The organism is Deltaproteobacteria bacterium, from assembly GCA_022340465.1.
Taxonomy (GTDB): domain Bacteria; phylum Desulfobacterota; class Desulfobacteria; order Desulfobacterales; family B30-G6; genus JAJDNW01.
In genome coordinates, this window is sequence record JAJDNW010000089.1 from 1 (window position 1) to 21,928 (window position 21,928).

Below are 21,928 nucleotides of genomic sequence, written 5' to 3' on the forward strand. Positions count from 1 at the left end.
CCGGGTCATAATTGAAGCAGACGCTGTTTCCGATGAGGAGGTCGAAATGAAAGTGTTGGTGAGCGATCAGCTCGGTGAAATCGGGATAAGGATGTTCGAAGAAGAGGAAGGCATATCGGTGGATGTCAAAACCGGCCTCACTCCTGACGAGCTCAAGGAAATTATTGGGGATTACAACGCCCTGGTCATCCGCAGCGCCACCAAGGTGACGGCGGACCTTCTGCAGGCGGCCAAACGATTGAAGGTTGTTGGACGGGCTGGCATAGGCTTGGACAATGTGGATATTCCGGCCGCCACCAAGCAGGGGGTGGTGGTGATGAACACACCGACCGGCAACGTCATTACCACGGCGGAGCACGCCATTTCCTTGATGATGTCGCTGACACGCAACATTCCCCGCGGAACGTCTTCGCTCAAAGCCGGTCGGTGGGACAAAAAGCAACTCCAGGGCAGGGAGGTGTTCAACAAGGTCTTAGGCGTTATCGGCTTTGGCAAGATCGGCTCCATTGTGGCGGACCGGGCCCGTGGGTTGAAAATGAAGGTGGTGGTCCACGACCCTTTCGTCAGGCCTGAACAGATCGAGAAGGCGGGTTTCGAGAGTGTCAGCCTCGAGGAACTGTTTCGCAAATCGGACTACATCACCATTCATGTCCCCAAGATGAAGGAGACCATGGGGCTGATCGACAAAAAGGCCTTCGATCAGATGAAAGACGGTGTGATGCTTGTCAACTGCGCCAGGGGCGGCATGGTCAACGAGGCCGATCTGGAAGAAGCCCTTGCTTCCGGCAAGGTGGCGGGGGCGGCCCTTGACGTTTTTGAAACCGAACCACCGGGGACGTGCAGCCTGGTGGAAAGGGACAACGTTATCTGTACTCCTCATCTGGGTGCGTCGACGCGGGAAGCTCAAACCAATGTGGCGGTAGCCGTTGCCAAACAGATCATCGATTACCTGAAAAACGGCACCATCGTGAATGCCGTGAATGTGCCTTCGGTTACCGGAGAACTGCTTGGTAAAATAGGTCCCTATCTCAACCTGGCCGACCGCATCGGCTGCCTCATGGCCCGCCTTTGCGAGGGGGCCTTCAAGGATATTTCCATCGAGTATGCCGGGGATTTTCAGGGAATCGATTTTACCCCGGTTACCATCAGCCTGCTAAAGGGGCTGTTGACGCCGACGCTGAAGGACGTGGTCAACTACGTCAATGCCGGGGTTATCGCTCAGGACAGGGGCATCAAGGTTTCGGAGACTACCATTGCCGATTCGGATGAGTATATGAATCTGATAACGTTGCGGGCGGTCACCACGGAGACGGAATGCCGTATCGCAGGCACGATATTTGGTAAAAAAAGGCCTCAGATTGTGCGCATCGACGATTTCGAGCTGTCCATGGAACCGGAAGGGTATTTCGCCTATATACGGAATTACAACAAACCAGGGGCGTTCGGCAGTATTACCTCGGTGCTGGGCAGGAATAAGATTAACATCGACCGGATGAACGTGGGCGTGTGCGAGGAAGCCAGCACAAATATCATCTTCCTTTCCACCGACACACCGATCCCCGACGACATACTGGACGAAATCGAGGCCCTGCCGCTGGTGGAAAGTATCAAGCTAGTGGAGCTTTAATATCCGTAGGACTTCTTCCGGCGCACCGATTTCCCGAGGATGATCCCCAGCAGCAAGACGCCGCCACCGATTAGAAACCATCTGGCATTGCTGGTTAGCATGGAAGACTGGCCGGACTGCCTGATGCTTTTCAATTCCTTTTTCAGTTCCTGATTGGACTGTTTCAATTGTTCGATTTCCTGAAGAAGGGCGGAGGCGTTGTCACTCTTTTCTGAAATTGCCGCATTCTGTTTTGAAAGGCTGTTGAAGTCGTCCAGCAGTTTGCTGTACCGGGTTTTCAATGCGTCCAGCTCGTTCCGGGTGGCCTGAGAGGCCTGTTTCTCTTTTTCCATGGCGGTTTCAAGGGTTTGTATTTTAAGCTCATAAACCTGGTCGGAATCGCTACTGCGCGCACCGTCTTGGCCGGTTTGAGAATTTATCGAATCGATATGTGCTTCCAGCCGATCTATTTCCGCCCTGAGATTTTTTATCTCCATCCACTTGGGCTGCTCGGCGAGGATGAACTTTGTTCGTACCCAGCCCTGTTTGCCGTCGGCCGTCCGGACGTGGAGGTGCTCTCCGGCCTCTTCGAGAACTTCCACCGGCGTACCGGCGGTGAGATAGGCCACGACCGGATCGTCGGGAGCGGTTCCTTCACGCACGGAGATAATCAACCGGTCGGAAACGTAGCGCGTGTCGGCCCAGGCGGGTAACGAAACCCCGACAACCGCTGTAAGACAAAAAAGCAACAGAAAGCTGAAAAGCAGATGTTTTGTAAAGGTCATGATCGGAATTCCTCGCTTCTAAATTTGTCCGGCATGCGGCCGCTTAAAATCGGAAATATCAATGGAGATTTGAGTTCTAATCGTAACCACATAATATAAATAATGAAAATTGTCAATTTCCGTATCGACGACAACATCGGCCATTATATACCGGGGGTAAGCATTGCATTTCTCTAACCCCCCATCACCTTTCGGAGGGGCGGGGGCGATCGCTTTGCCGCCAGTTGAAGGATGGGTTTATGGAAAAAAAGTATAGTGAAAAAATAGCCCGGGAACTCGGTCTCGGAACGGAACAGGTGGCCGCCGTAAGCGGGCTGCTTGCCGAAGGGGCGACCGTTCCCTTTATATCGCGTTACCGCAAAGAGGCCACCGGCAGCCTCGACGAGGTGGCGGTGACGGCCGTGCGGGACCGGTTGTCCCAGCTGGAGCAACTGGATGCCCGCCGTCAGACGATTTTGGATTCGCTGGATAAGCACGGTCATCTGACCGATGCGCTGGCGGCGGAGGTGCTGTCGGCGGAAACCCTTTCATCGCTCGAAGACCTGTATTTGCCTTACCGGCCCAAGCGCAGAACCAGGGCGACCGCAGCCAGGGAAAAGGGGCTGGAGCCATTGGCACAGCAGATTTTCGAACAAACGGGCAACCTTCCCGAAGGGGTGGTTAAAAGCTACATCGATCCGGAAAAGGGGGTTGAAGCGGAGGAGGATGCCTTGTCCGGCGCCAGGGACATCATCGCCGAATGGGTCAACGAAGATGCCGATGCGCGCGCCCGCCTGAGGGAGCTGTTTCTTGCGAAGGGACGCATTGAGAGTAGGGTTGCCACGGGTAAGGAAGGCGACGCAGCCAAATACAAGGATTATTTCGACTGGCAGGAGCCGATTTGCCATGCGCCGTCCCACAGGGTGCTGGCCATGTTGCGGGGAGAACGGGAGGATTTGCTCAACATAACCATGGCGCCCCCTGAGGAGGAGGCCCTCGATTTGTTGTGCGATCGGTTCGTCAAGGGGGACGGCGTCGATTCGGCGCAGGTGCGGCTAGCCGTTCAGGACAGTTACAAAAGGCTCCTGTCGCGGTCCATGGAAACGGAAACGAGGTTAGCTGTAAAAGAGCGTGCCGACGAGGCGGCCATCAAGGTGTTTGCCGACAACCTGCGCCAGTTGCTGCTGGCGCCACCATTGGGATCGGCCAGGGTCATGGGCATCGATCCGGGCTATCGTACGGGGTGCAAGGTTGTCTGTCTCGACCGACAGGGCAAGCTGCTCCACCACGAAACGATATATCCCCACACCTCGGAAAAGAAGGCGCTTCAGGCTGCCGAAAGCGTGCGCACCCTCTGTCGGCAGTTCAGGGTCGAGGCCATCGCCGTCGGTAACGGAACCGCCGGCCGCGAAACCGAAGCTTTTGTAAAGGAGCTGGGGATCGAAGACGTTCGGATCCTGATGGTCAGTGAAAGCGGCGCTTCGGTTTACTCGGCTTCCGAAACGGCCCGGGCGGAGTTTCCGGATCTCGACTTGACCTTCCGCGGGGCGGCCTCCATCGGCAGGCGCCTAATGGACCCTCTGGCGGAGCTGGTAAAGATAGACCCCAAATCCATAGGCGTGGGACAGTACCAGCACGACGTGGATCAACAGATGCTGAAACAATCCCTGGATGACACGGTCATAAGCTGTGTCAACGCCGTGGGGGTGGACGTCAACCGGGCCAGCGCCCAGCTGTTGACCTATGTTTCAGGGCTGGGGCCCCAACTTGCCAGGAATATCGTCGCGTTCCGCGATGAAAACGGACCATTTCTATCGCGGCGGCAGCTAACGGGGGTACCGCGTCTGGGCCCCAAAGCCTTTGAACAGTGCGCCGGTTTTCTGCGCATACCCGGCGGCGGTCACCCCCTGGACGAAAGCGCCGTGCACCCTGAAAGTTACCACATTGCCGAAGCCATGGCCGGCGATTTGGGCTGCACCCTCAAGGCATTGATGGCGGACAGTTCCCTGAGAGACAGGATAAGGCTGGAAACGTACGTTTCCGAAGCGGTGGGACTGCCCACGCTCAACGACATCCTGGCCGAACTGGCCAAGCCCGGCCGGGATCCCCGCGAGACCTTCGAGGTCTTCGAATTCGCTCCCGGGATAAACACCATTTCCGACCTTGCGGAGGGCATGCGGCTGCCGGGAATCGTCACCAACGTGACCGCCTTTGGCGCTTTCGTCGACGTGGGGGTCCATCAGGACGGGCTGGTGCACATCAGCCAGCTGTCAGACCGGTACGTAAAAGACCCCTCCACGGTGGTAAAAGTGCAGCAAAGGGTGTCGGTGACCGTGCTGGGGGTCGACCTCGAGCGCAAACGGATATCCCTTTCCATGAAGGGGGCTCGCCGAGACGACCGTCCAAAACCAAAACAGAAAAAGCCGGCCGGGAAGCGAACACGACCGACACCCGGGCCATCGGCAAAGAAGCCCTCACCAGGAAATGGGAAAAGGAACAAAACCCCATTCAACAATCCGTTTGCCGAGTTGTTGAAAAAATAAATTTTCGGATCTATAACCAATAACAAGGTAAAAGCCTGCCGGCCGGGGCGGTATTATTCCTCGGCAATCGCTGTGCCTTATGTTGGGTTATAGACCCGTAAATTTTCTTAAAACACAATTTGCATAGCGTATTGACATTGTTCGACCCAAACGGGTATTCACTTGGCTGATATTTTGAAAATTTATGCGGTCGAAGACAGAACACCACGGGTTTACCCGTGGATGAATGAGCCCATCCAAGCATTCACGCGAAAGCTTGCCTTTCGGTGTGAATGATTGGTCGGCCAACGGACGTAACGGTTAGGACCCCGGGTTTACCCGGGGGAATCTATTTCTAGGGAACACACATGGCTACCGGTGCCTGCGGCATAAATTGCGACGTGTGCAGGTTGAACCTGCGCGGAACCTGTTCCACTTGCGGGAGCGGTCGGAGCGAGGAGGGACAACGTAAACTTGCCGCTCAGGAGCGGATATTGGGGGCGCCCTGCAGCATTTTAGCCTGTGCGGCCTTGAACCATATCGCCTACTGTTTGAGGGACTGCAGCGCCTTTCCCTGTGAAAATTTTACCGGCGGAACCTACCCGTTCAGCGACGGGTTCTTACAGATGCAGGCAAGACGGAGAAAGGAGAACGCCCGAGCCCGGGCGCCCTACGGTGGAAACGTCGACGTTCCGGACGCCTTCTGGGAAGATCTGGCACAAAAGGATCTGTCCATTCTATGCGAAGCGGCAGGCGCGGTTTTCGAGCCGCCTTCCGGCGTGATTATGCCGTTTTTGAACGAGGAGATCCGCGTCGATGTGCTGCAAAGAAGACTGCGACGTCACAGCGGGCACGGGTGGTTGGATTGGGGGCACCCCTACCTGGAATTGATGTCGCTTGCCTATTTGTTGCAGGTGACCCACAGCGGTTTGAGGAACGAGATGGTCGGCGTCATGGATTTGAAGGATGCCCACTTTTTTCAGGGACCGCATGCCATTGACACCACCTCGCTTGTCAAAAGATACGGCGAGGATTCCAAGGCCTTTCAACAGGCCGGCAAACGCCTGGGCGGGGAACCGCTGGAAACGGCCGACGCCGCCTTCGCCCTGAAGCCGTTTCCCAAGGTCCCCATCTATTATCTTCTGTGGGCGGGTGACCAGGAGTTTCCGGCCAAACTCTCCATCCTGTTCGACAGAAGCATCGAACGCCACCTGTCGGCCGACGCCATCTGGGGGATCGTGGGGCTGGTGTCGGACGCACTCTTGAATGTCTGATAACGTCGTTGGTGATGATTGGAGATTGGGATAGCGGGTTCATCGGGTTATTTGGGTTAGCGCGTTTATTGGGTTACTTGAGTTGCTTGGGTTAGCGGGTTTGTGGGTTTGCCTTTAGATCAACAAACACAACGAACTCAATAAACGCAACAAACTCAAAAAATACCATAAACTCAATACGCTTTTATTTGCAATGCAACCAGCAGCGGGAGACCCCATGCATCTCAACCGTATTTCGATTCTGGCCGACCAGTTTCCCACCCATGACCGGTATCCTTTTACACTCGACCTTTTGCATCAGACCGGAAAGATCGACCTTAACAAACCGGTGACCTTCTTCATCGGTGAAAATGGCACCGGAAAATCGACCCTGCTCGAAGCGATTGCCAATCGCAGCGGTTTTCACATCTGGCGGGGCGTCAAGCGGTCACGCTACGAAGTCAACCCCTGGGAGGATGAACTCTATCGATTCATCCGCTTGGCATGGACCGACGGCATGGTTCCCGGCTCCTTTTTTGCGGCGGACATTTTCCGTAATTTTGCCAAGAACCTCGACGAGTGGTCGGCTGCGGACCCCGGCATGCTCAGATACTTCGGGGGCAAATCCCTCATGTCGCAATCCCACGGGCAATCGCTGATGTCATTGTTCAAAAGCCGGTACAAAATCAAAGGCCTCTATCTCCTCGACGAACCGGAAACGGCCCTGTCGCCCAGGAGTCAGCTGGAGCTATTAGCGGTTTTGCGGGCCATGAGCAGCCAGGGACACGCCCAGTTCATCATCGCCAGCCACAGCCCCATTCTTTTAGCCTGCCCCGGGGCCGATATCCTCAATTTCAACCGGGCGCCGCTCGCCTCCATTGCCTACGAAGACACCGAATACTATCGAATATACAAAGATTTTTTAAACAACAGAAATGAATTCTTATCTTCGTGACACGAAGAGCTGGCATCGAAGCGTCAGAACATGTGCATACGAAGATGTTCTGGATAAGGGAACATTCATTTCTAAATATTTGTCTTGACAAATTTAGGCGAAGTACCTAAAAAAGCTTTAATATAACTAAAATATAGCTAATTTATAGCCATATTGCCGGTTGCCGTACGTCCGTCCCCGGTGAAAACAGCCATCCTTCAATTTCGGTTAACGGACCGGTTTCAAACGGCAATCAGGACGTCACCGGCGCATGGCTGCGATATTGGGGGGGGAGAAGACCATGCGGTACGCAGAAACAGGATTCAATCTGGAAATCGATTTGACCCGGGGCAACATCGAAAAGGTCGCCACCGACCCGGGAGATATCGAGCGGTACCTGGGCGGCCTGGGAACCAGCGCAAAAATCATGTGGGACAGGGTTCCGCCGGAGATCGAGGCGTTTTCACCTGACAACCTGCTGATTTTTGCCGCCGGACTTTTGTGCGGCACGCCCGCCACCGGGTGCAACCGCACGATTGTCACCACCATATCGCCCCAGACAAAGCTGATGGCCTTCTCCATGATGGGGGGCTTCTGGGCGCCGGAGCTGAAGTACGCCGGCTACGACAAGGTGATTCTCCGCGGCAAATCACCCAACCTGGTGTATTTGTGGATAAACAACGACAAAGTGGAGATCCGGGATGCATCCCACCTGAAGGGAAAGGGGGCCAATGAAACGGCACAACTCATCAGGAACGAGCTGAAGGAGCCCAAAGCCCAGGTGGCGGCCATCGGTCTGGCCGGCGAGAACCGGGTGTTTTACGCGTCCATCGAACAGGGGCGGTCCAGCGCCAGTCGCGGCGGTATCGGCGCCGTCATGGGCGACAAGGGGGTCAAAGCCATCGTGGTGCGGGGGACCAATGACATTTATGTGTCTCAACCCGCCGAATACCTGGAGGAATGTCAACAGGTGCTGGAATATATCAAATTTCGGCAGGACCACCCGATTCCAGGGGTAATCCCCATTTTATCCGTCCTGGGCTCACCGCAGGAAATGATGATCCATGACGAAAAATGGCACACCGAGAATTTTTCCTGGGGCAATTCCCGCGTGCGGCGCAAGGGTTTTTGGACGGATGATGTGGCCGTGGAGTGGAGAGAGACGCTGGACAACGCCCGGACCAGGATGATCAGTTGCTACAACTGCCCCCTGAAATGCGGGGCGACCTTGAACATGCCGGGGATGCCGGCTTACATGATGAAGTGCTTCACCAAGCTGACCTACACCATGGCGGCCATGTCCAACCTGGAGTTCGGATTGACCATCGCCCAGAAGGCAACCGAATACGGGGTAGACGGGTATTCGGCTCCCCAGGTGATGGCCTTTGCCCTGGAGTTGTACGAGAACGGCATCCTGACGGATGACGACCTGGAAGGGATGCCGGAGGGGAACGAGGAGCGGTTTTTCTGGTTGCTGGACAGGATTGTGCACCGGGAAGGGATCGGGGATGTGCTGGCCAACGGTACCTACTGGGCGGCCAAGGAGATCGGCAACGGCGCCGAAGATTATGCCCACAACAACATCAAGAAGCACGAGCAACTGCCCCTCAAACTGGGCATGCTGAATCCCATCTACTTTCTCATGTACTGCACCGGTGAGAAAATCAACATCACTCAGATCGAAGGGCAGTTTCCGCAGGCGCCTTTCCCCAAAAGGGAGCACCGCGAAAAGTTTGTCAAAGACTGGTTTCAGGTGCCCGACGACAAGTTCAAGCAGTATTTCCTGGATTGGGAGCCGCGCGGTGAGAATTCGATGCCGTATTACCCCACCGTCGAAATGACCTGTGACATTGTCGACTGGATGGAAAAGATGCACTACATCGACGACGCCCTGGGCATGTGCGCGGGCTTGTCCTCGTTTCATCTGAAGCCGCCGTATCACATCCACAATTATCCCAAATTCATCACCTACGGGGCCGGTGTGGAGATGGATGAGGAGCGGCTGACCCTGGCCGCCAAACGCTACCGGACGCTGGTCAGAGCCATCAACATCAGGAGGGGGATGCGCAGGAAGGACGAGAAGCCCCCCGAGGACCACTGGCAAAAAAGAATTCCGGAACTCGAGAAAGAGCTTCTGGACACCTATTACGCCTACAAGGGATGGAACGAAGAGGGAATTCCCACGCTAGAATCCCTGCAGATGTTGGGACTGGATTATGTGGGTGAGGATTTCATAAAAAGGGGCATTCTCGAGGAAAAGCATGGCGCGTGATCCGGCTGGGAAGAGAAATCCGGCTGTGGGGGACGGCGGCTGAACGCCGCAATACTAGGTCGGCTGATCTGAGCTCGACTTAGGGGGTATAAACAGGTGCTAGGGGGACAATAGCGGTGGGTGACAAAGTGAAGAAAACCATCAAGACCATCAGGGTGGACGTGGACAAGTGCAACGGCTGCCGGGCCTGCGAGGTGATCTGCTCGGCCTTTCATGCCGAACCGAAATACAGTTCGAACAATCCGGCCAGGTCGCGCATCCGGGTAATCCGCGAGCCGTATACGGACATATATGTTCCGGTGTACGCCGGCGAGTACACCCCCGCGGAATGTGCCGGCAGGGATAAATACACCATCGACGGCAAGGAATACGACGAATGCGCCTTCTGCCGTGCGTCTTGCCCGTCCCGAACGGAGTTCAAGGAGCCCGATTCCGGGCTTCCCTTGAAATGTGACATGTGCGAGGGCGAAGAAGAACCCTTGTGTGTCAAATGGTGCCTGGCCGATGCACTCATTTACGAGGAGAGAGAAGAGGAGGTCGATGAACAGGAAGAACTGGAGGAGCTGGAAGTCGGCCTGGAATCGCTGGTCAATCGATACGGCCTGGAACAGACCCTGGATGCCGTCGCACGATTGAAGAAGCTTGACAAATCAAAGTGAAACGCATACAGCTACAAAATAGCTACAATAAAGCTACAATGATTTTTGTTGAGGCGGATTGATCCGTGGTGCAACTTTCAACCAACGACGAGGTAATCGATAAATGGGAAACGAACTGATTCCGGAACCCGTTTTGCAGCAAAGCTTCAACCAATTGGAAAACCGCAATTTTGCAGATGTGCTGGTTGTCGGCGGTGGGATCAGCGGCATTCAGGCTTCCCTGGATCTTGCCACTGCGGGGTTCAGGGTCTGCCTGGTGGAAAAAGCCCCGAGCATCGGCGGTCACATGGCACAACTGGACAAGACCTTTCCGACCAATGACTGTTCCATGTGAATTCTGGCACCTAAACTGGTCGAGGTCGGCCGGCATCCAAACATTGAAGTGCTTTCCTACACAGAGGTGAAAAGCGTCGAGGGGGAGGCGGGCAACTTTACCGTCGTGTTGAACAAGAAACCCAGATACATCAAGGAAGAGATATGCACGGGTTGCAATACTTGTGTCGAATATTGCCCGGTATCGTATCCCGACCAGTATAATCAGGAGATATCGGACAACAAGGCCGTTCACATCTATTTCGCACAGGCCGTCCCCCTGGTTGCCTATATTGACGAGAGCTGTCTGTATTTAAAAGAGAACAAATGCCATATCTGTGAAAATGTCTGCAAAAATGATGCGATTGATTTAAAGCAGCAACCCGAGAAAAGAGAAATAAAAGTTGGCGCCATAATCCTGGCGCAGGGTATTGAGCCATATGATGCCAGGTTGAAAGCGGAATACCGTTACGGTCAATATGATAATGTCGTCACCAGTATGGATTATGAACGTCTGCTGTGTGCAACCGGGCCATATGACGGTGAAATACTACGAAAATCAGATCTGAAACATCCGCATAAGATAGCATGGATTTCATGCGTAGGCTCCAGACAGGCTGCCGAAGGCGCCCATAGTTACTGTTCCGGTGTTTGCTGTACGTACGCCCAAAAACAGGTGATCCTCACAAAAGAGCATGACGCTGGGGCGGAATGCGTCGTTTTCCATAACGATATTCGCTCCTTCGGAAAAGATTTCGAGCGGTTCTACCAAAGGACTGCAGATCTTCCGGGGGTTCGCTTTGTTAAAAGCTATGTAACCATAGAAAAAGAGATACCCGGGACCAAGAATGTCGTCATTACGCACTGGACGCCTGAAGATGGCCTGATAGAAGAAACCTTTGATATGGTGGTACTGAGTGTGGGCTTAGCACCCCCTGCGAATGTGAAAAACATCGCCGATACATTCGGCATCGAACTCAGCGATCACGATTTTGCAAAGTTACAGCCGGCGAGTCCCATGCAGACTACCAAGCCGGGTATATTTGTGAGCGGAGGCCTGCAAGGGCCGCTGGATATTCCGGAATCCGTATTCAGCGCCAGCGGTGCCGGTTCCCAGATTGGCGAACTGCTTAATTTCAGACGTGGTTTTCTTTCCAGGGAAAGAACCTATCCGGAAGAAAAGGATGTATCCGAAGAAGAGCCGAAAATCGGGGTATTTGTTTGTCACTGTGGAGCCAATATCAGCAGGGTTATAGATGTTCCCGACACGGTTGAATACTGTAAGAAATTGCCATATGTCGCTCATTCTCAACAGCAGATTTTCTCTTGTGCCACAAACTCTGCTAAAGAGATAACGGATACGATAAAGGAAAAAGGGTTGAACCGGGTAGTCGTGGCCGCGTGCTCGCCGAGAACCCTCGAGCCGTTGTTCAGAGATACGCTGCGAGAGGCCGGGATTAATCAATACTATTTCGAAATGGCTAATATCAGAGAGCATAATTCCTGGGTACATGCAAAAGAGAAAGAAAATGCCCTGGATAAGGCAAAGGATATTATCCGGATGTCGGTTGCCAGGGTCGCTCAGTTAGAGCCATTACAGGAATACGATTTACCGGTAAACAAAGCGGCGCTGATTGTCGGCGGCGGCGTTGCGGGCATGACGACAGCCCTTTCCATCGCCAATCAGAGACACGAAGTTTATCTCGTTGAAAAAGAAAAAGATCTTGGCGGTACAGCCCGAAATATCCATTCGACGTTAGAAGGCCTGGACGTCCAGGCGTATCTGCATGAACTGATCCGGAAAATATACGAGCATCCGCTGATCCATGTATATCACAATGCAGCGATTACCCAGGCAGATGGCTACATCGGTAATTTTACAACTACGGTTACATCCGATAGGGGGGAAACAGCGATAAAGCACGGCGCAACGGTTCTCGCTATCGGAGCCGATGTTTACACCCCGACTGAATATCTCTATGGCCGGAACGAGAGGGTCATGACCCAACTTGAACTGGAAAATGGGATAGCCAATGGGGATGAGAAGGTTGTCAATGCGCAGAATCTGGTAATGATTCAGTGCGTCGGATGCAGAAATGAAGAAAGAAATTACTGCAGCCGCGTCTGTTGCAGTGAATCCGTAAAAAATGCCCTTGAGTTGAAAAAGATAAATCCAGAGATGAATATATATGTTCTGTACAGAGACATGCGGACATATGGATTCAATGAGGATTATTACAGGGAAGCAAGAGGCAAGTCGGTAAGGTTCATCCGCTACGTACCGGATGATCAACCCGTGGTTGAGGTAAGCGGCAACGGGTCCCTGAGAGTTACCGTAACGGATCAAACCTTAAAGCAAAAGGTATCCATAGATGCCGATGCACTTTCTCTGGCTGCCGCGGTTATTCCATCAAAATCAACCGATGAAATTGCCGGATTGTTCAAGGTCACCGAAAGCCCCGACGGTTTTTTCAAAGAGGCCCATGTAAAGCTGCGTCCGGTCGACTTTGCGACGGATGGTGTTTATCTATGCGGCATGGCGCACTATCCTAAATTTATCCAGGAAACAGTCAATCAGGCCTATGGGGCGGCCGGTAGGGTGCTGACGCTGCTATCGCATGATATCGTAACCGCATCCGGGTCTGTGTGTGAAATAAATGAAAAGATGTGTATGGGCTGTGGGGCCTGTGCCGACGTGTGCAGTTATGGTGCTCTGAATCTTAAAAACACCAAACAGGGCCAAAAAGTAACCATTAACCCTGTTCTTTGTAAAGGCGACGGCCTTTGCAATACCGTCTGTCCAACCGGCGCGATTTCGCTCAAGCATTTTACGGATGCAGAGATTATCTCAGAAATCGACGCGTTGACAAATGAAGAGCAGGTAGATCTAAAACAAAGCTCTGCAGCCTAGATGACAGCCTGAGCACAAACGCGACAAAGGTACATGGAAGGTTGGTACGATGAGTACAGATTTTAAATTCAAGCCGAAAATATTGGGTTTTGCATGCAATTGGTGAGCATACGGCGCTGCTGACCTGGCTGGAGTTTCCAGACTGCAACATGCGACAGATATGAGAATCCTCAGAGTCATGTGTTCTGGAAGAGTTGACATGGCACATGTACTCAGAGCGTTCTCGAATGGAATGGACGGCGTATTTATCGGTGCCTGCCATTTAAATGAATGCAATTATATGACACATGGCAATTTTACTGCCATGAATATGGTGCTTCTGGTTAAAAAGATCATGGAACGCATTGGCCTCGATCCGGATAGATTAAGAATGCAGTTCATTTCTAGTGCGGAAGCGAATGTATTTGTTGAATCGACAGACAGTTTCATTGAAAAAATAAAGGCATTGGGCCCTCTCGGTTCAAATGAAGGCTTGGATGATCAAAAAATTAAGTCAGAGCTGGCCCGGGTTGAAAAATTGGTCCCCTATATAAAGATAGCGACAAAAGAGAAGTTGACGAACCGCTTACATCAGGATCAATATGAAGGCTATTTTACCGCAGATGAAATAGCGAAACTGTTTAGTGAAGCGCCGACATATTATATTGAACCTGATAAGTGTCAGGCATGTATGATTTGTGCAAGAAGATGTCCTGCTGAAGCGATTGTCAGCGCAAAGCAGGAGGTACATGTAATTGACCAGGACAAATGTATAAAATGCGGAACTTGTTTCGACGTCTGCCCGACCAAGTTTTCGGCCATAATAAAACTTGTCGGACAACCAGCCCCTCCGCCGCCTCCTGAAGGGCAGAGAGCCGTTGTCAAAAAGAAGAAAAAGAAGGAGGCTGCCTAGACCATGACTGAAGCGGCGATCAAATTAGATGAGAGCGGTTCTAAGCTCACGGATCTCGTCTGTGCGGTGGGAGGCGTAGACGTCAACTACTGCTACCAGTGTGGCAAATGTGCTACCGGTTGTCCCGTTGCATATGCGATGGATCTTGTGCCCACACAGCTTATGCACGCCATTCAGCTCGGACTAACGGAGGTCGTTTACAAAAGCAAAACGATGTGGTTGTGCGCCTCATGCTTAACTTGCAGTACCCGTTGTCCTCAGGATATAGATATCGCCGAGACCATGAATACCATAAAAATTCTGATGTATCGCGACGGAAAGGAACCGCAGATCCCGGATGTACTAAAATTCAACAAGAGCTTTGTCCAAAACGTGAATTGGTTTGGGCGTCTTTATGAATTGGGTATGGTTGGCATGCTTAAACTGAAGACAGGAAAATTTACAGAAGACATGGCAATGGGGATAAAGATGCTTAAAAAGGACAAGTTCAATCTTTTTCCCAGGTTTGAAGGCGGCCGAACCGTGCGCAAAATAATAAAACGCGTGAAAAAGCAGGAAAAGGCATGAAATACGGTTATTATCCGGGGTGCTCACTTCACTCGACGGCACAAGAGTTTGACAAATCATTAAAAGTCGTTTGCAATAAGCTGGACGTTGAGCTGGTTGAACTTGACAAATGGGTTTGCTGCGGAGCCAGTGCTGCTCACAACCTTTCCCAACTGATGGCAATCGCATTGCCAATGGCCAATCTAGCACTTCTGCCCGAGATGGAGTTGGAAGAGGTTATAATCCCATGTGCAGCCTGTTTTTCCAGGTTCAAAATAGCTCAGCACAGCATAAAAACGGATAAAAAGATCAAAAGAGAAGTGGTGGAAGTGATTCATAAGGATTGCAACGATGAGGCCAGGGTGATCCACCCCCTAACGATCTTTGATCAGGAACCTTTGATTTCCCGAATACCAGCGCTTGTGGAACGAAATCTTAGAGGACTCAAAGTGGCCTGTTATTATGGATGTCTTTTAACCCGGCCTCCGAAAGTGACCGAATTCGATGTTGCCGAATACCCGATGTCCATGGACAATGTACTCAGAGCTACCGGCATCACCACCGTTGACTGGCCGCACAAAACGAAGTGCTGCGGCGCTTCCTTTGCTCTTTCTAAACCGGACATTGTGGTGAATTTAAGCCACAACGTGATACGGGAAGCCAAGTTGGCAGGGGCAGATGCTATTGCCGTGGCATGCCCAATGTGTCATGCCAATCTGGATACGCGTCAGGATGATATGGAAAAGAAGTTCGGCACCCATCCTCAGATGCCAATTTTGTATTTCACACAGTTTCTGGGTTACAGCTTCGGGATTTCACCCGCGGAACTATATCTTCATAAACATCTGACAGATGCGGAAAAAGTTTTTGAGAAAGTGAAAAAATAGCGACCAAGTCGCGTTGACTACTAATTTGGAATAAATTATTAGATTCAGATTTTTCTTCTCAGATTAATGAAATCGCTGCGGTCGAAGCCGAGGGTTTTAAAAAAAGATAGAAGGTCGGTGGAATCCCAGCGAACGGAGGTGTAGACGTTTTCGATTCCCAGGGCCTCGTAATAACTGAAAAGTTTTTCTCCCAGTTTTTTTCCGACGCCCTGGCCCATATATTCAGGCTTTACCCCTAGGGTGGCAATCCAGGCGCTTTTTTCAATGCCGAACCCCAGCGTCAGGATATAGCTAACCATAAAGCCGACGATCTTTCCTTTGATTTCGGCGACAAAGCAAAGATCTTCATTGCGTTCGGCATGTCTTTGAATGAGCTTTTTGAAATCAGGTTTGACCGGTTTTTGAATGATATCTCCGTAAATATCACTGATTTCGTCTACATCCTTGATTTCCAGTTCCCTTATGAGTAGATCTTCCACAGAATAGATCCTTTGCCTGATTAAACGGTTAATCGATTCTGATGATTTTAACCTGATGCCCGACCCAGTTGGGCGGAAGATAGACCCTGCCGCTGTTGCCGCTTGATTTGACCTTTTTTTCGATCATTTCTTCGCCGTAAATTTCAAACTTGACCTTGCTTGGGGTCATTTCTCTTCCGACGGTCTGATCGTCCGATATTTTGTTTTCAAGTGTCATTTGTCAGAACCCTTTTTCAGCGGTAGTGTCTGCGGTTCAATCCCATTAGAAATACGGCATTTCCCAGATGATGTATCATTGCACAGAATATTGGGAGAGGAATACGTTCAACTTCGGTGATTATTTCTAACGGATTGGTGGTGAATATCATCAATATAGATTCGGGTCAAGATTAAATAGCTGTAATTTAGCTGCAACGTAGCAAAGCAAATGCCCCGGTCCACGGGCCCGGGGCATTTGTTTTGTTGATTTTTTTTCATGGATAAAATAGAGCACCTCAATAACGATACGGAACCGTTTAATAGTAAGCTGAGCGGTTCAAAATTTTAGGGGCATGGTAATTTTATTTATTTTCAACGGATTATAATACTCTTGATTCTTTACTGCCGGCGTAATAAGAGGCGATCGACCCGTACGTTTAAATGGGGTCCAGAGGTCCAAAGCTCATGGGCCATAGCGGATAGCATGCCATGGGCCATGACCTATCAGCTATGAACTCATTCCTCGGATCCTTTTCAGTAACCATTCAAAGACGGTTTTCAGGCGGGGATCGATGCAAACGTACGCGTCTCCCGGAGGAGCCTGTAATATTAGGACCGAGCGCTTAAAGAGTTGGTCAGCTTTGGAGCCCCTGTAACAGTGATTGGAGGTTGGAGCAGAGATATGAACAGAGTGGTAAAAATGTTTCAAGCGGTCGCCGAAGATCCTGAAGCATACGCAAGAGACTGGAAAGAGAAAACAAACAGGCATGTTATCGGCTATTTTTGTTCATATGCCCCCGAGGAGGTCATGCTGGCTGCAGGTGCCCTGCCGTACAGGTTAACCGGCTCGGACAGGCAGATACGGCTGGCGGATTCACATCTGCAGGCTTACAGCTGCAGCCTGGTGAGGAGCGCCATGGAGGATTTGCTCGGCGGACACCTGGATTTTTTGGATGGGACCGTGTTTCCGCACACCTGTGATTCCATTCAGCGGCTTTCGGACATGTGGCGCATGAATGCGAGCCTGACTTTTCACCTGGACGTGGTCATGCCCGTGAAACTCGAGGGCGCGAGCGCTAAAACCTACATGGTAGCGGTGTTGAAGCGCTTCAGGAAGGAGTTGGAAACGGTCACGGGGGCGTGCATATCGGAAGAAAAGCTCATAGCCGCATCGGAAGTCTACAACGGCTTGCGGACAGCGTTGCGAGACATATACAAGTTGCGCAGGACGGCGCCCGGATCGATAGGTGGAAGCGACCTGCTCGCTGTCACCAAGGGGTGTATGGTGATGGATCGCTACGATGCCTTGGGCTTGTTGACCGACCTGAAAAATGAAATCGCAGAGCGGAAAAGAGCCGGTGAAGCCGGGCGGAAGCGAATCGTTCTCGCCGGTGGACTCTGCAACATGCCGGACCTGTTCGACATTATTGAGAGCGCCGGTGGTGTCGTCGTGGACGACGACCTTTGCACGGGAACGCGTTATGCGGATGGCGGGGTGGACACCGGGAAAGAGATCTTTGGCGCCCTTGCCGACAGGTACCTGGAGCGGGCCATATGCCCCGCGAAGCATGCCGGCCTTTACAAGCGGGGAGAACGGCTGGTTCAGATGGTCAGGGAAGGCCGGGCGGACGGTGTCGCCTTCATTTATCTGAAATTTTGCGACCCCCACGCCTTCGACTACCCGTACCTGAAGGCGATGCTGGATGCGGAGGGCATACCGAGCATGCTGTACGAAATAGAGGGCGCATTCCCGTCGGAAGGGCAGTTTCAAACCCGGTGCGAGGCATTCATTGAAATGTTGTAAACGGACCATTATACCCTGATGCTGGCAAGCTGGGTGCTATTATGCCACACCTCGTCTTCAAAACATCATAGACGAACAGCAAGCTGTGCGAGATGTTTTTATCTCTCGCCTGCTCCGCTCGAGCACGCTGAGATCTCAGAGATGGAAAAAAATAAAACCAATCACGAAAGCACGAAAATTTTCATGGTTTTTTTCGTGTTTTTGGCTTTTCGTGTTTTCGTGGATAATGATCTTTATCTTTTCCGGTTTAACCGGGTTAGGAAAAAGGGACATGCCTGATATTGAAAAGGAAAAGAGAAAAATAAAGTCGGTCAAGAAGATGAAAGAGATCATGACCAACTACTATATCGAGGCCAAAACCGCTGAGCAGACAGGCAAAAAGGTTGCCTGGATAACAAGCGGGGGGCCGGTGGAACCATTGATCGCCATGGACGTGATCCCCGTTTACCCGGAAAACCACGGCGCCATGATCGGTGCGTCCAAAATGGGAACGACTCTGTGCGAAAAGGCGGAGCAGATGGGCTACTCCCGCGATCTTTGCTCCTATGCAATGGCGGATATCGCCTGCGCGCCCATTAACGGGGGACCCATAGGGGGGCTGCCCCGTCCGGACATGTTGGTGTGCTGCAACAACATCTGCGGCACGGTCCTGAAGTGGTACGAGGTACAGGCGCGATACTTTCAGGTGCCTCTTTTTATCTTGGACACCCCCGTGTGCCATACTGGATTTTCAAAGGAAGTCAAGGATTATGTGGCGGCGCAACTGAATGAATACATTGAGTTTTTAGAGGTAAACGGCGGCAAGAAGTTCGATTACGATCGATTCCAGGAGGTTGGCAGGTTGTCGCTCGAGGGGCAGCGGATGTGGCAAGCCGTCCTGGACACCACCCTGCACAAACCGTCACCCATGAGTGCTTTTGACGCCTTCATTCACCTGGCCCTGATCGTTACGCTGAGGGGGACTCAGGTGACGGTGGATTATTACAAGACCTTGCTTGACGAGATGAACCAGCGCATTGCCGACGGGGTCTCCGCCGTGCCGGAAGAAAAGTATCGCCTGTTGTGGGACAACATTCCAGTGTGGTTCAAAACGCGGTGGCTATCGGAAAAATTCGCTTCGCATGGCGCCTGCCTGGTGGCGGATACCTACACGTCGGCATGGTCCGGCATGATGGCTTACGTCGACGAGGAAAACTTAATGGACAGCTTTGCCGAAACCTATACGCGCATTTACCTGAATATCGGGGTCGACCAGATGGCGGAAAACGTTCTGAAAATGATTGAAAAGTACGGGGTCGACGGCGTCGTGATGCATTCGAATCGAAGCTGTAAACCCTATTCACTGGGCCAGTATGACACCCAAAAGATCGTTCAGGAAAGGGCGGGCGTCCCGACCCTGATGATCGAGGCGGACATCGTGGATGAGCGCAGTTTCTCGGAGAGTCAAATCGAAACGCGCATCGATGCCTTCATGGAGGTCATCGCGGCCAAATAGATTTCACAATTTTGGGTTTATTGGGTTTTTTGGGTTCATTGGGTTAGCGGGTTACTTGGGTTAATGGGTTAATGGGTTTATAGGGTTCATTGGGTTAGCGGGTTACTTGGGTTAATGGGTTAATGGGTTTATAGGGTTCATTGGGTTAGCGGGTTTGTGGGTTTGCCATTAACTCAACAAACACAAGAAACGCAAGGAACAAAATATGGTGACATGATGATAACCGTTGGTATTGACGTTGGCTCTATAACCGCTAAGGCGGCCGTGATCGCGGATGGAAAGTTGATGGCTTCGGGGGTGTGCCAGACGGGTTATGACGCCAGGGCGGCGGCGGAAAAGATTTTTAAAACCGTGATGGCCGAATCCGGTCGCTCGCACGATCAGGTGGAAGGCGTCATTTCCACTGGCTATGGGCGTAAAAATGTCACCTTTGCCGACAAAAGTGTGACGGAGATCACCTGCCATGCGGCCGGGGCAAACTTTCTCGATCCCGGGATACGGTCGGTGATCGACATCGGCGGTCAAGACAGCAAGGCCATGGTGATCAACGGTCAAGGGAAGGTGCTGGACTTCGCCATGAATGACAAGTGCGCTGCCGGTACGGGAAGGTTTCTGGAGGTCATGGCCAGGGCCCTTGAACTGGAATTGGACCTTTTGGGAGACATGGCGTTGAAATCCGAAAAGCCGTCCCGTATCAGCAGCCTGTGCACCGTGTTTGCTGAATCCGAGGTTATTTCCCTGATCGCAAAGGGTGAGCCGCGGGAAAATATCGTTGCCGGGATCCACGCATCCATCGGGTCAAGGGTCGTTGCCATGGCCGGGCGATTGAATTTTCAACCCGACGTCATGATGACCGGCGGGGTGGCTAAAAACAAAGGGCTTGTCCGCATGCTCGAGCAAAAAATAGGTATGCCTTTGAACGTCTCTCCATACGCACAGGTGATCGGTGCGATCGGGGCGGCCCTGTTGGCAACGGAACGTTTCAAAGTTTAGGAACGGGTTGTTCGTCTTCAGATTGCGCTTTGAATCGAATCAATATTTCCGTTCCCTGCCGGTTGTTGATAACGAGCTCCCCGTTTAACTGTTTCAGAATCAGATTCCTCACCAGCTTAATTCCCAATGTGTCCGTATTTTCGATATCCACGGAATCCGGGATGCCCTTCCCGTAATCTTTCACGGCAATGCACACCATGTCGTCGGCTGAGATTTTTTGAGAAAGTTCAATCTTGCCCGACTGCTGGCCGGGATATGCATATTTAAAGGCGTTCGAGATGATTTCATTGAGGGCCAGGGCGCAGGGAACGGCCTGGGTGACGGAAAGATAAAAGCTCTCGGTGTCTATTTCGGTCCTCACAAAGCGGTTTTGACCGTAAAGCTGCGCCAGGTGGTCCACGAGGTTGTGGAGGTTTCGCCCCATGTTGATCTGGTCGACGCGGTCACTCTGGTATAGCTGGGTGTGGATAAGCGACATGGTGTAGATTTTGGCGTGCGCTTCGGAAAGCATGTCCTTGGTTTCCGGGTGCCGGGCTCTCCTTTTGGTCATTTCGAGGAGGCTGGCGATAATTTGCAGGTTGTTTTTAACCCGGTGGTAAACCTCTCGCATGAGAATTTCTTTTTCCTTAATGGTGGCCCTTAACCTTTTTTCGGTTTTTTCGCGTTCTTCGATTTCCAGCCGCAACTCTTTGTTGACCTGTTTGAGTTCGGCCGTCCTCTCATCAACGCGCAATTCGAGCTCGTCCCGTGAAACCTGCAGCTCTTTTTCGCTCTCGCGCAAACGGTTAAAAGATATCGTGTTATTGATGCCTACGGCAATTTGCGAGGCGATTCCCATCAGCAGACTCATGTCGCTTTTTGCCAACATTCTTTTGGACTCGATGTTGTCGAGGGCTAAAATTCCCAGACTTTTCTTTTTATAAATGATGGGAATACAAATGACGGCTGCCGATCGAAGTTTTTCAAAAAAGGAAAGATCCAGGTCGTGCGTCCGGCCGAATTCGGAGAGATCGTTTATCAGGTAGGGCTGCTGGTTGTTAAAGGCTTTGGCGAGAATCTCATTGCTGGGTGCTTTTTCAAGGTCAATGGAAAGCTCATGCAAAAAGGTCGTCTCCGGTTCCGTGTACCTGTATCCGGACTGGTAATACAGATGCGATCTGTCTTCAGTTGACAGCAACAGCAATCCCCGGTCGAAATCCAGGTGGGCTTTGATGATGTCGACGACGCTCCAAGTCAGTTGATCGATATCCACAATGGTTGAGGTAATCTGGCCGATTTTCTGTACCAAAAGCGCATGGTTGTGCCGTATATCTATCTCCTCGACAAGCTCCTTGGCAGCATTTCCCTGGACCTCGATCGTGTTGGAAAGGTTTATTTTTTCGAGGTATTCTGTGCGAAAAG

17 protein-coding genes are annotated in these 21,928 nt (G+C 51.9%); 13 read left to right on the forward strand and 4 right to left on the reverse strand.

The genetic code is table 11. The features are described 5' to 3' along the window. The first annotated feature begins 46 nt into the window (after positions 1–46). Positions 47–1,627, forward strand: coding sequence for a phosphoglycerate dehydrogenase (gene serA, locus LJE94_13590; protein MCG6911143.1), 1,581 nt, complete (start codon positions 47–49; stop codon positions 1,625–1,627). Here the strand turns inward: serA and LJE94_13595 are convergent. Continuing rightward, positions 1,624–2,391, reverse strand: coding sequence for a TIGR04211 family SH3 domain-containing protein (locus tag LJE94_13595; protein MCG6911144.1), 768 nt, complete (start codon positions 2,389–2,391; stop codon positions 1,624–1,626). The genes serA and LJE94_13595 overlap by 4 nt on opposite strands. Before the next feature lie 239 nt (positions 2,392–2,630). Between LJE94_13595 and LJE94_13600 the strand changes: the two genes are divergently transcribed. The 9 genes from LJE94_13600 to LJE94_13640 all read left to right on the forward strand — a co-directional run bounded on the left by LJE94_13600 (position 2,631) and on the right by LJE94_13640 (position 15,558). Further along, the gene (locus LJE94_13600; protein ID MCG6911145.1) at positions 2,631–4,913 is read left to right on the forward strand and encodes an RNA-binding transcriptional accessory protein; all 2,283 of its coding nucleotides are present in this window, start codon (positions 2,631–2,633) and stop codon (positions 4,911–4,913) included. Positions 4,914–5,260: 347 nt separating this feature from the next. Further along, positions 5,261–6,166 carry a DUF3786 domain-containing protein gene (locus LJE94_13605; protein MCG6911146.1) on the forward strand — a complete coding sequence of 302 codons (906 nt, stop codon included), beginning with the start codon at positions 5,261–5,263 and terminating at the stop codon, positions 6,164–6,166. 217 nt (positions 6,167–6,383) lie between these two features. Further along, complete coding sequence (locus tag LJE94_13610) at positions 6,384–7,100, forward strand: AAA family ATPase (protein ID MCG6911147.1); 717 nt, start codon at positions 6,384–6,386, stop codon at positions 7,098–7,100. A 280-nt stretch (positions 7,101–7,380) separates the two neighbouring features. After that, entirely contained in the window at positions 7,381–9,351 is a 1,971-nt protein-coding gene (locus tag LJE94_13615) for an aldehyde dehydrogenase (GenBank protein MCG6911148.1), read from the forward strand. A gap of 116 nt (positions 9,352–9,467) precedes the next feature. Continuing rightward, complete coding sequence (locus tag LJE94_13620) at positions 9,468–10,010, forward strand: (4Fe-4S)-binding protein (protein MCG6911149.1); 543 nt, start codon at positions 9,468–9,470, stop codon at positions 10,008–10,010. 103 nt (positions 10,011–10,113) lie between these two features. Next, positions 10,114–13,233 (forward strand): FAD-dependent oxidoreductase, encoded by a 3,120-nt coding sequence (locus LJE94_13625; protein MCG6911150.1) that lies wholly within the window; start codon positions 10,114–10,116, stop codon positions 13,231–13,233. Between the two features lie 49 nt (positions 13,234–13,282). Next, positions 13,283–14,125 (forward strand): hydrogenase iron-sulfur subunit, encoded by an 843-nt coding sequence (locus tag LJE94_13630; GenBank protein ID MCG6911151.1) that lies wholly within the window; start codon positions 13,283–13,285, stop codon positions 14,123–14,125. Between the two features lie 3 nt (positions 14,126–14,128). Continuing rightward, positions 14,129–14,692 (forward strand): 4Fe-4S dicluster domain-containing protein, encoded by a 564-nt coding sequence (locus LJE94_13635; GenBank protein MCG6911152.1) that lies wholly within the window; start codon positions 14,129–14,131, stop codon positions 14,690–14,692. Then, entirely contained in the window at positions 14,689–15,558 is an 870-nt protein-coding gene (locus tag LJE94_13640; GenBank protein ID MCG6911153.1) for a CoB--CoM heterodisulfide reductase iron-sulfur subunit B family protein, read from the forward strand. Before LJE94_13635 ends, LJE94_13640 begins: the two co-directional genes overlap by 4 nt. A gap of 44 nt (positions 15,559–15,602) precedes the next feature. Here the strand turns inward: LJE94_13640 and LJE94_13645 are convergent, their stop codons facing one another. Continuing rightward, positions 15,603–16,037 (reverse strand): GNAT family N-acetyltransferase, encoded by a 435-nt coding sequence (locus tag LJE94_13645; protein ID MCG6911154.1) that lies wholly within the window; start codon positions 16,035–16,037, stop codon positions 15,603–15,605. A gap of 28 nt (positions 16,038–16,065) precedes the next feature. Continuing rightward, positions 16,066–16,206, reverse strand: coding sequence for a DUF2080 family transposase-associated protein (locus LJE94_13650; protein MCG6911155.1), 141 nt, complete (start codon positions 16,204–16,206; stop codon positions 16,066–16,068). Positions 16,207–16,917: 711 nt separating this feature from the next. On the opposite strand from LJE94_13650, the gene LJE94_13655 reads away from it, so the two are divergent. From LJE94_13655 to LJE94_13665, 3 genes are all read left to right on the forward strand, one after another. Next, positions 16,918–18,039, forward strand: coding sequence for a 2-hydroxyacyl-CoA dehydratase family protein (locus tag LJE94_13655; protein ID MCG6911156.1), 1,122 nt, complete (start codon positions 16,918–16,920; stop codon positions 18,037–18,039). 271 nt (positions 18,040–18,310) lie between these two features. After that, positions 18,311–19,534: a 2-hydroxyacyl-CoA dehydratase family protein gene (locus LJE94_13660; protein ID MCG6911157.1), complete on the forward strand. Its 1,224-nt coding sequence runs from the start codon at positions 18,311–18,313 to the stop codon at positions 19,532–19,534. A 216-nt stretch (positions 19,535–19,750) separates the two neighbouring features. Continuing rightward, on the forward strand, positions 19,751–20,527 hold the full coding sequence (locus LJE94_13665; GenBank protein ID MCG6911158.1) for an acyl-CoA dehydratase activase: 777 nt from the start codon (positions 19,751–19,753) through the stop codon (positions 20,525–20,527). Here the strand turns inward: LJE94_13665 and LJE94_13670 are convergent. After that, positions 20,517–21,928, reverse strand: a 1,412-nt coding sequence (locus LJE94_13670) for a GAF domain-containing protein (protein MCG6911159.1), incomplete at its 5' end; no start/stop codon positions are given. The genes LJE94_13665 and LJE94_13670 overlap by 11 nt on opposite strands.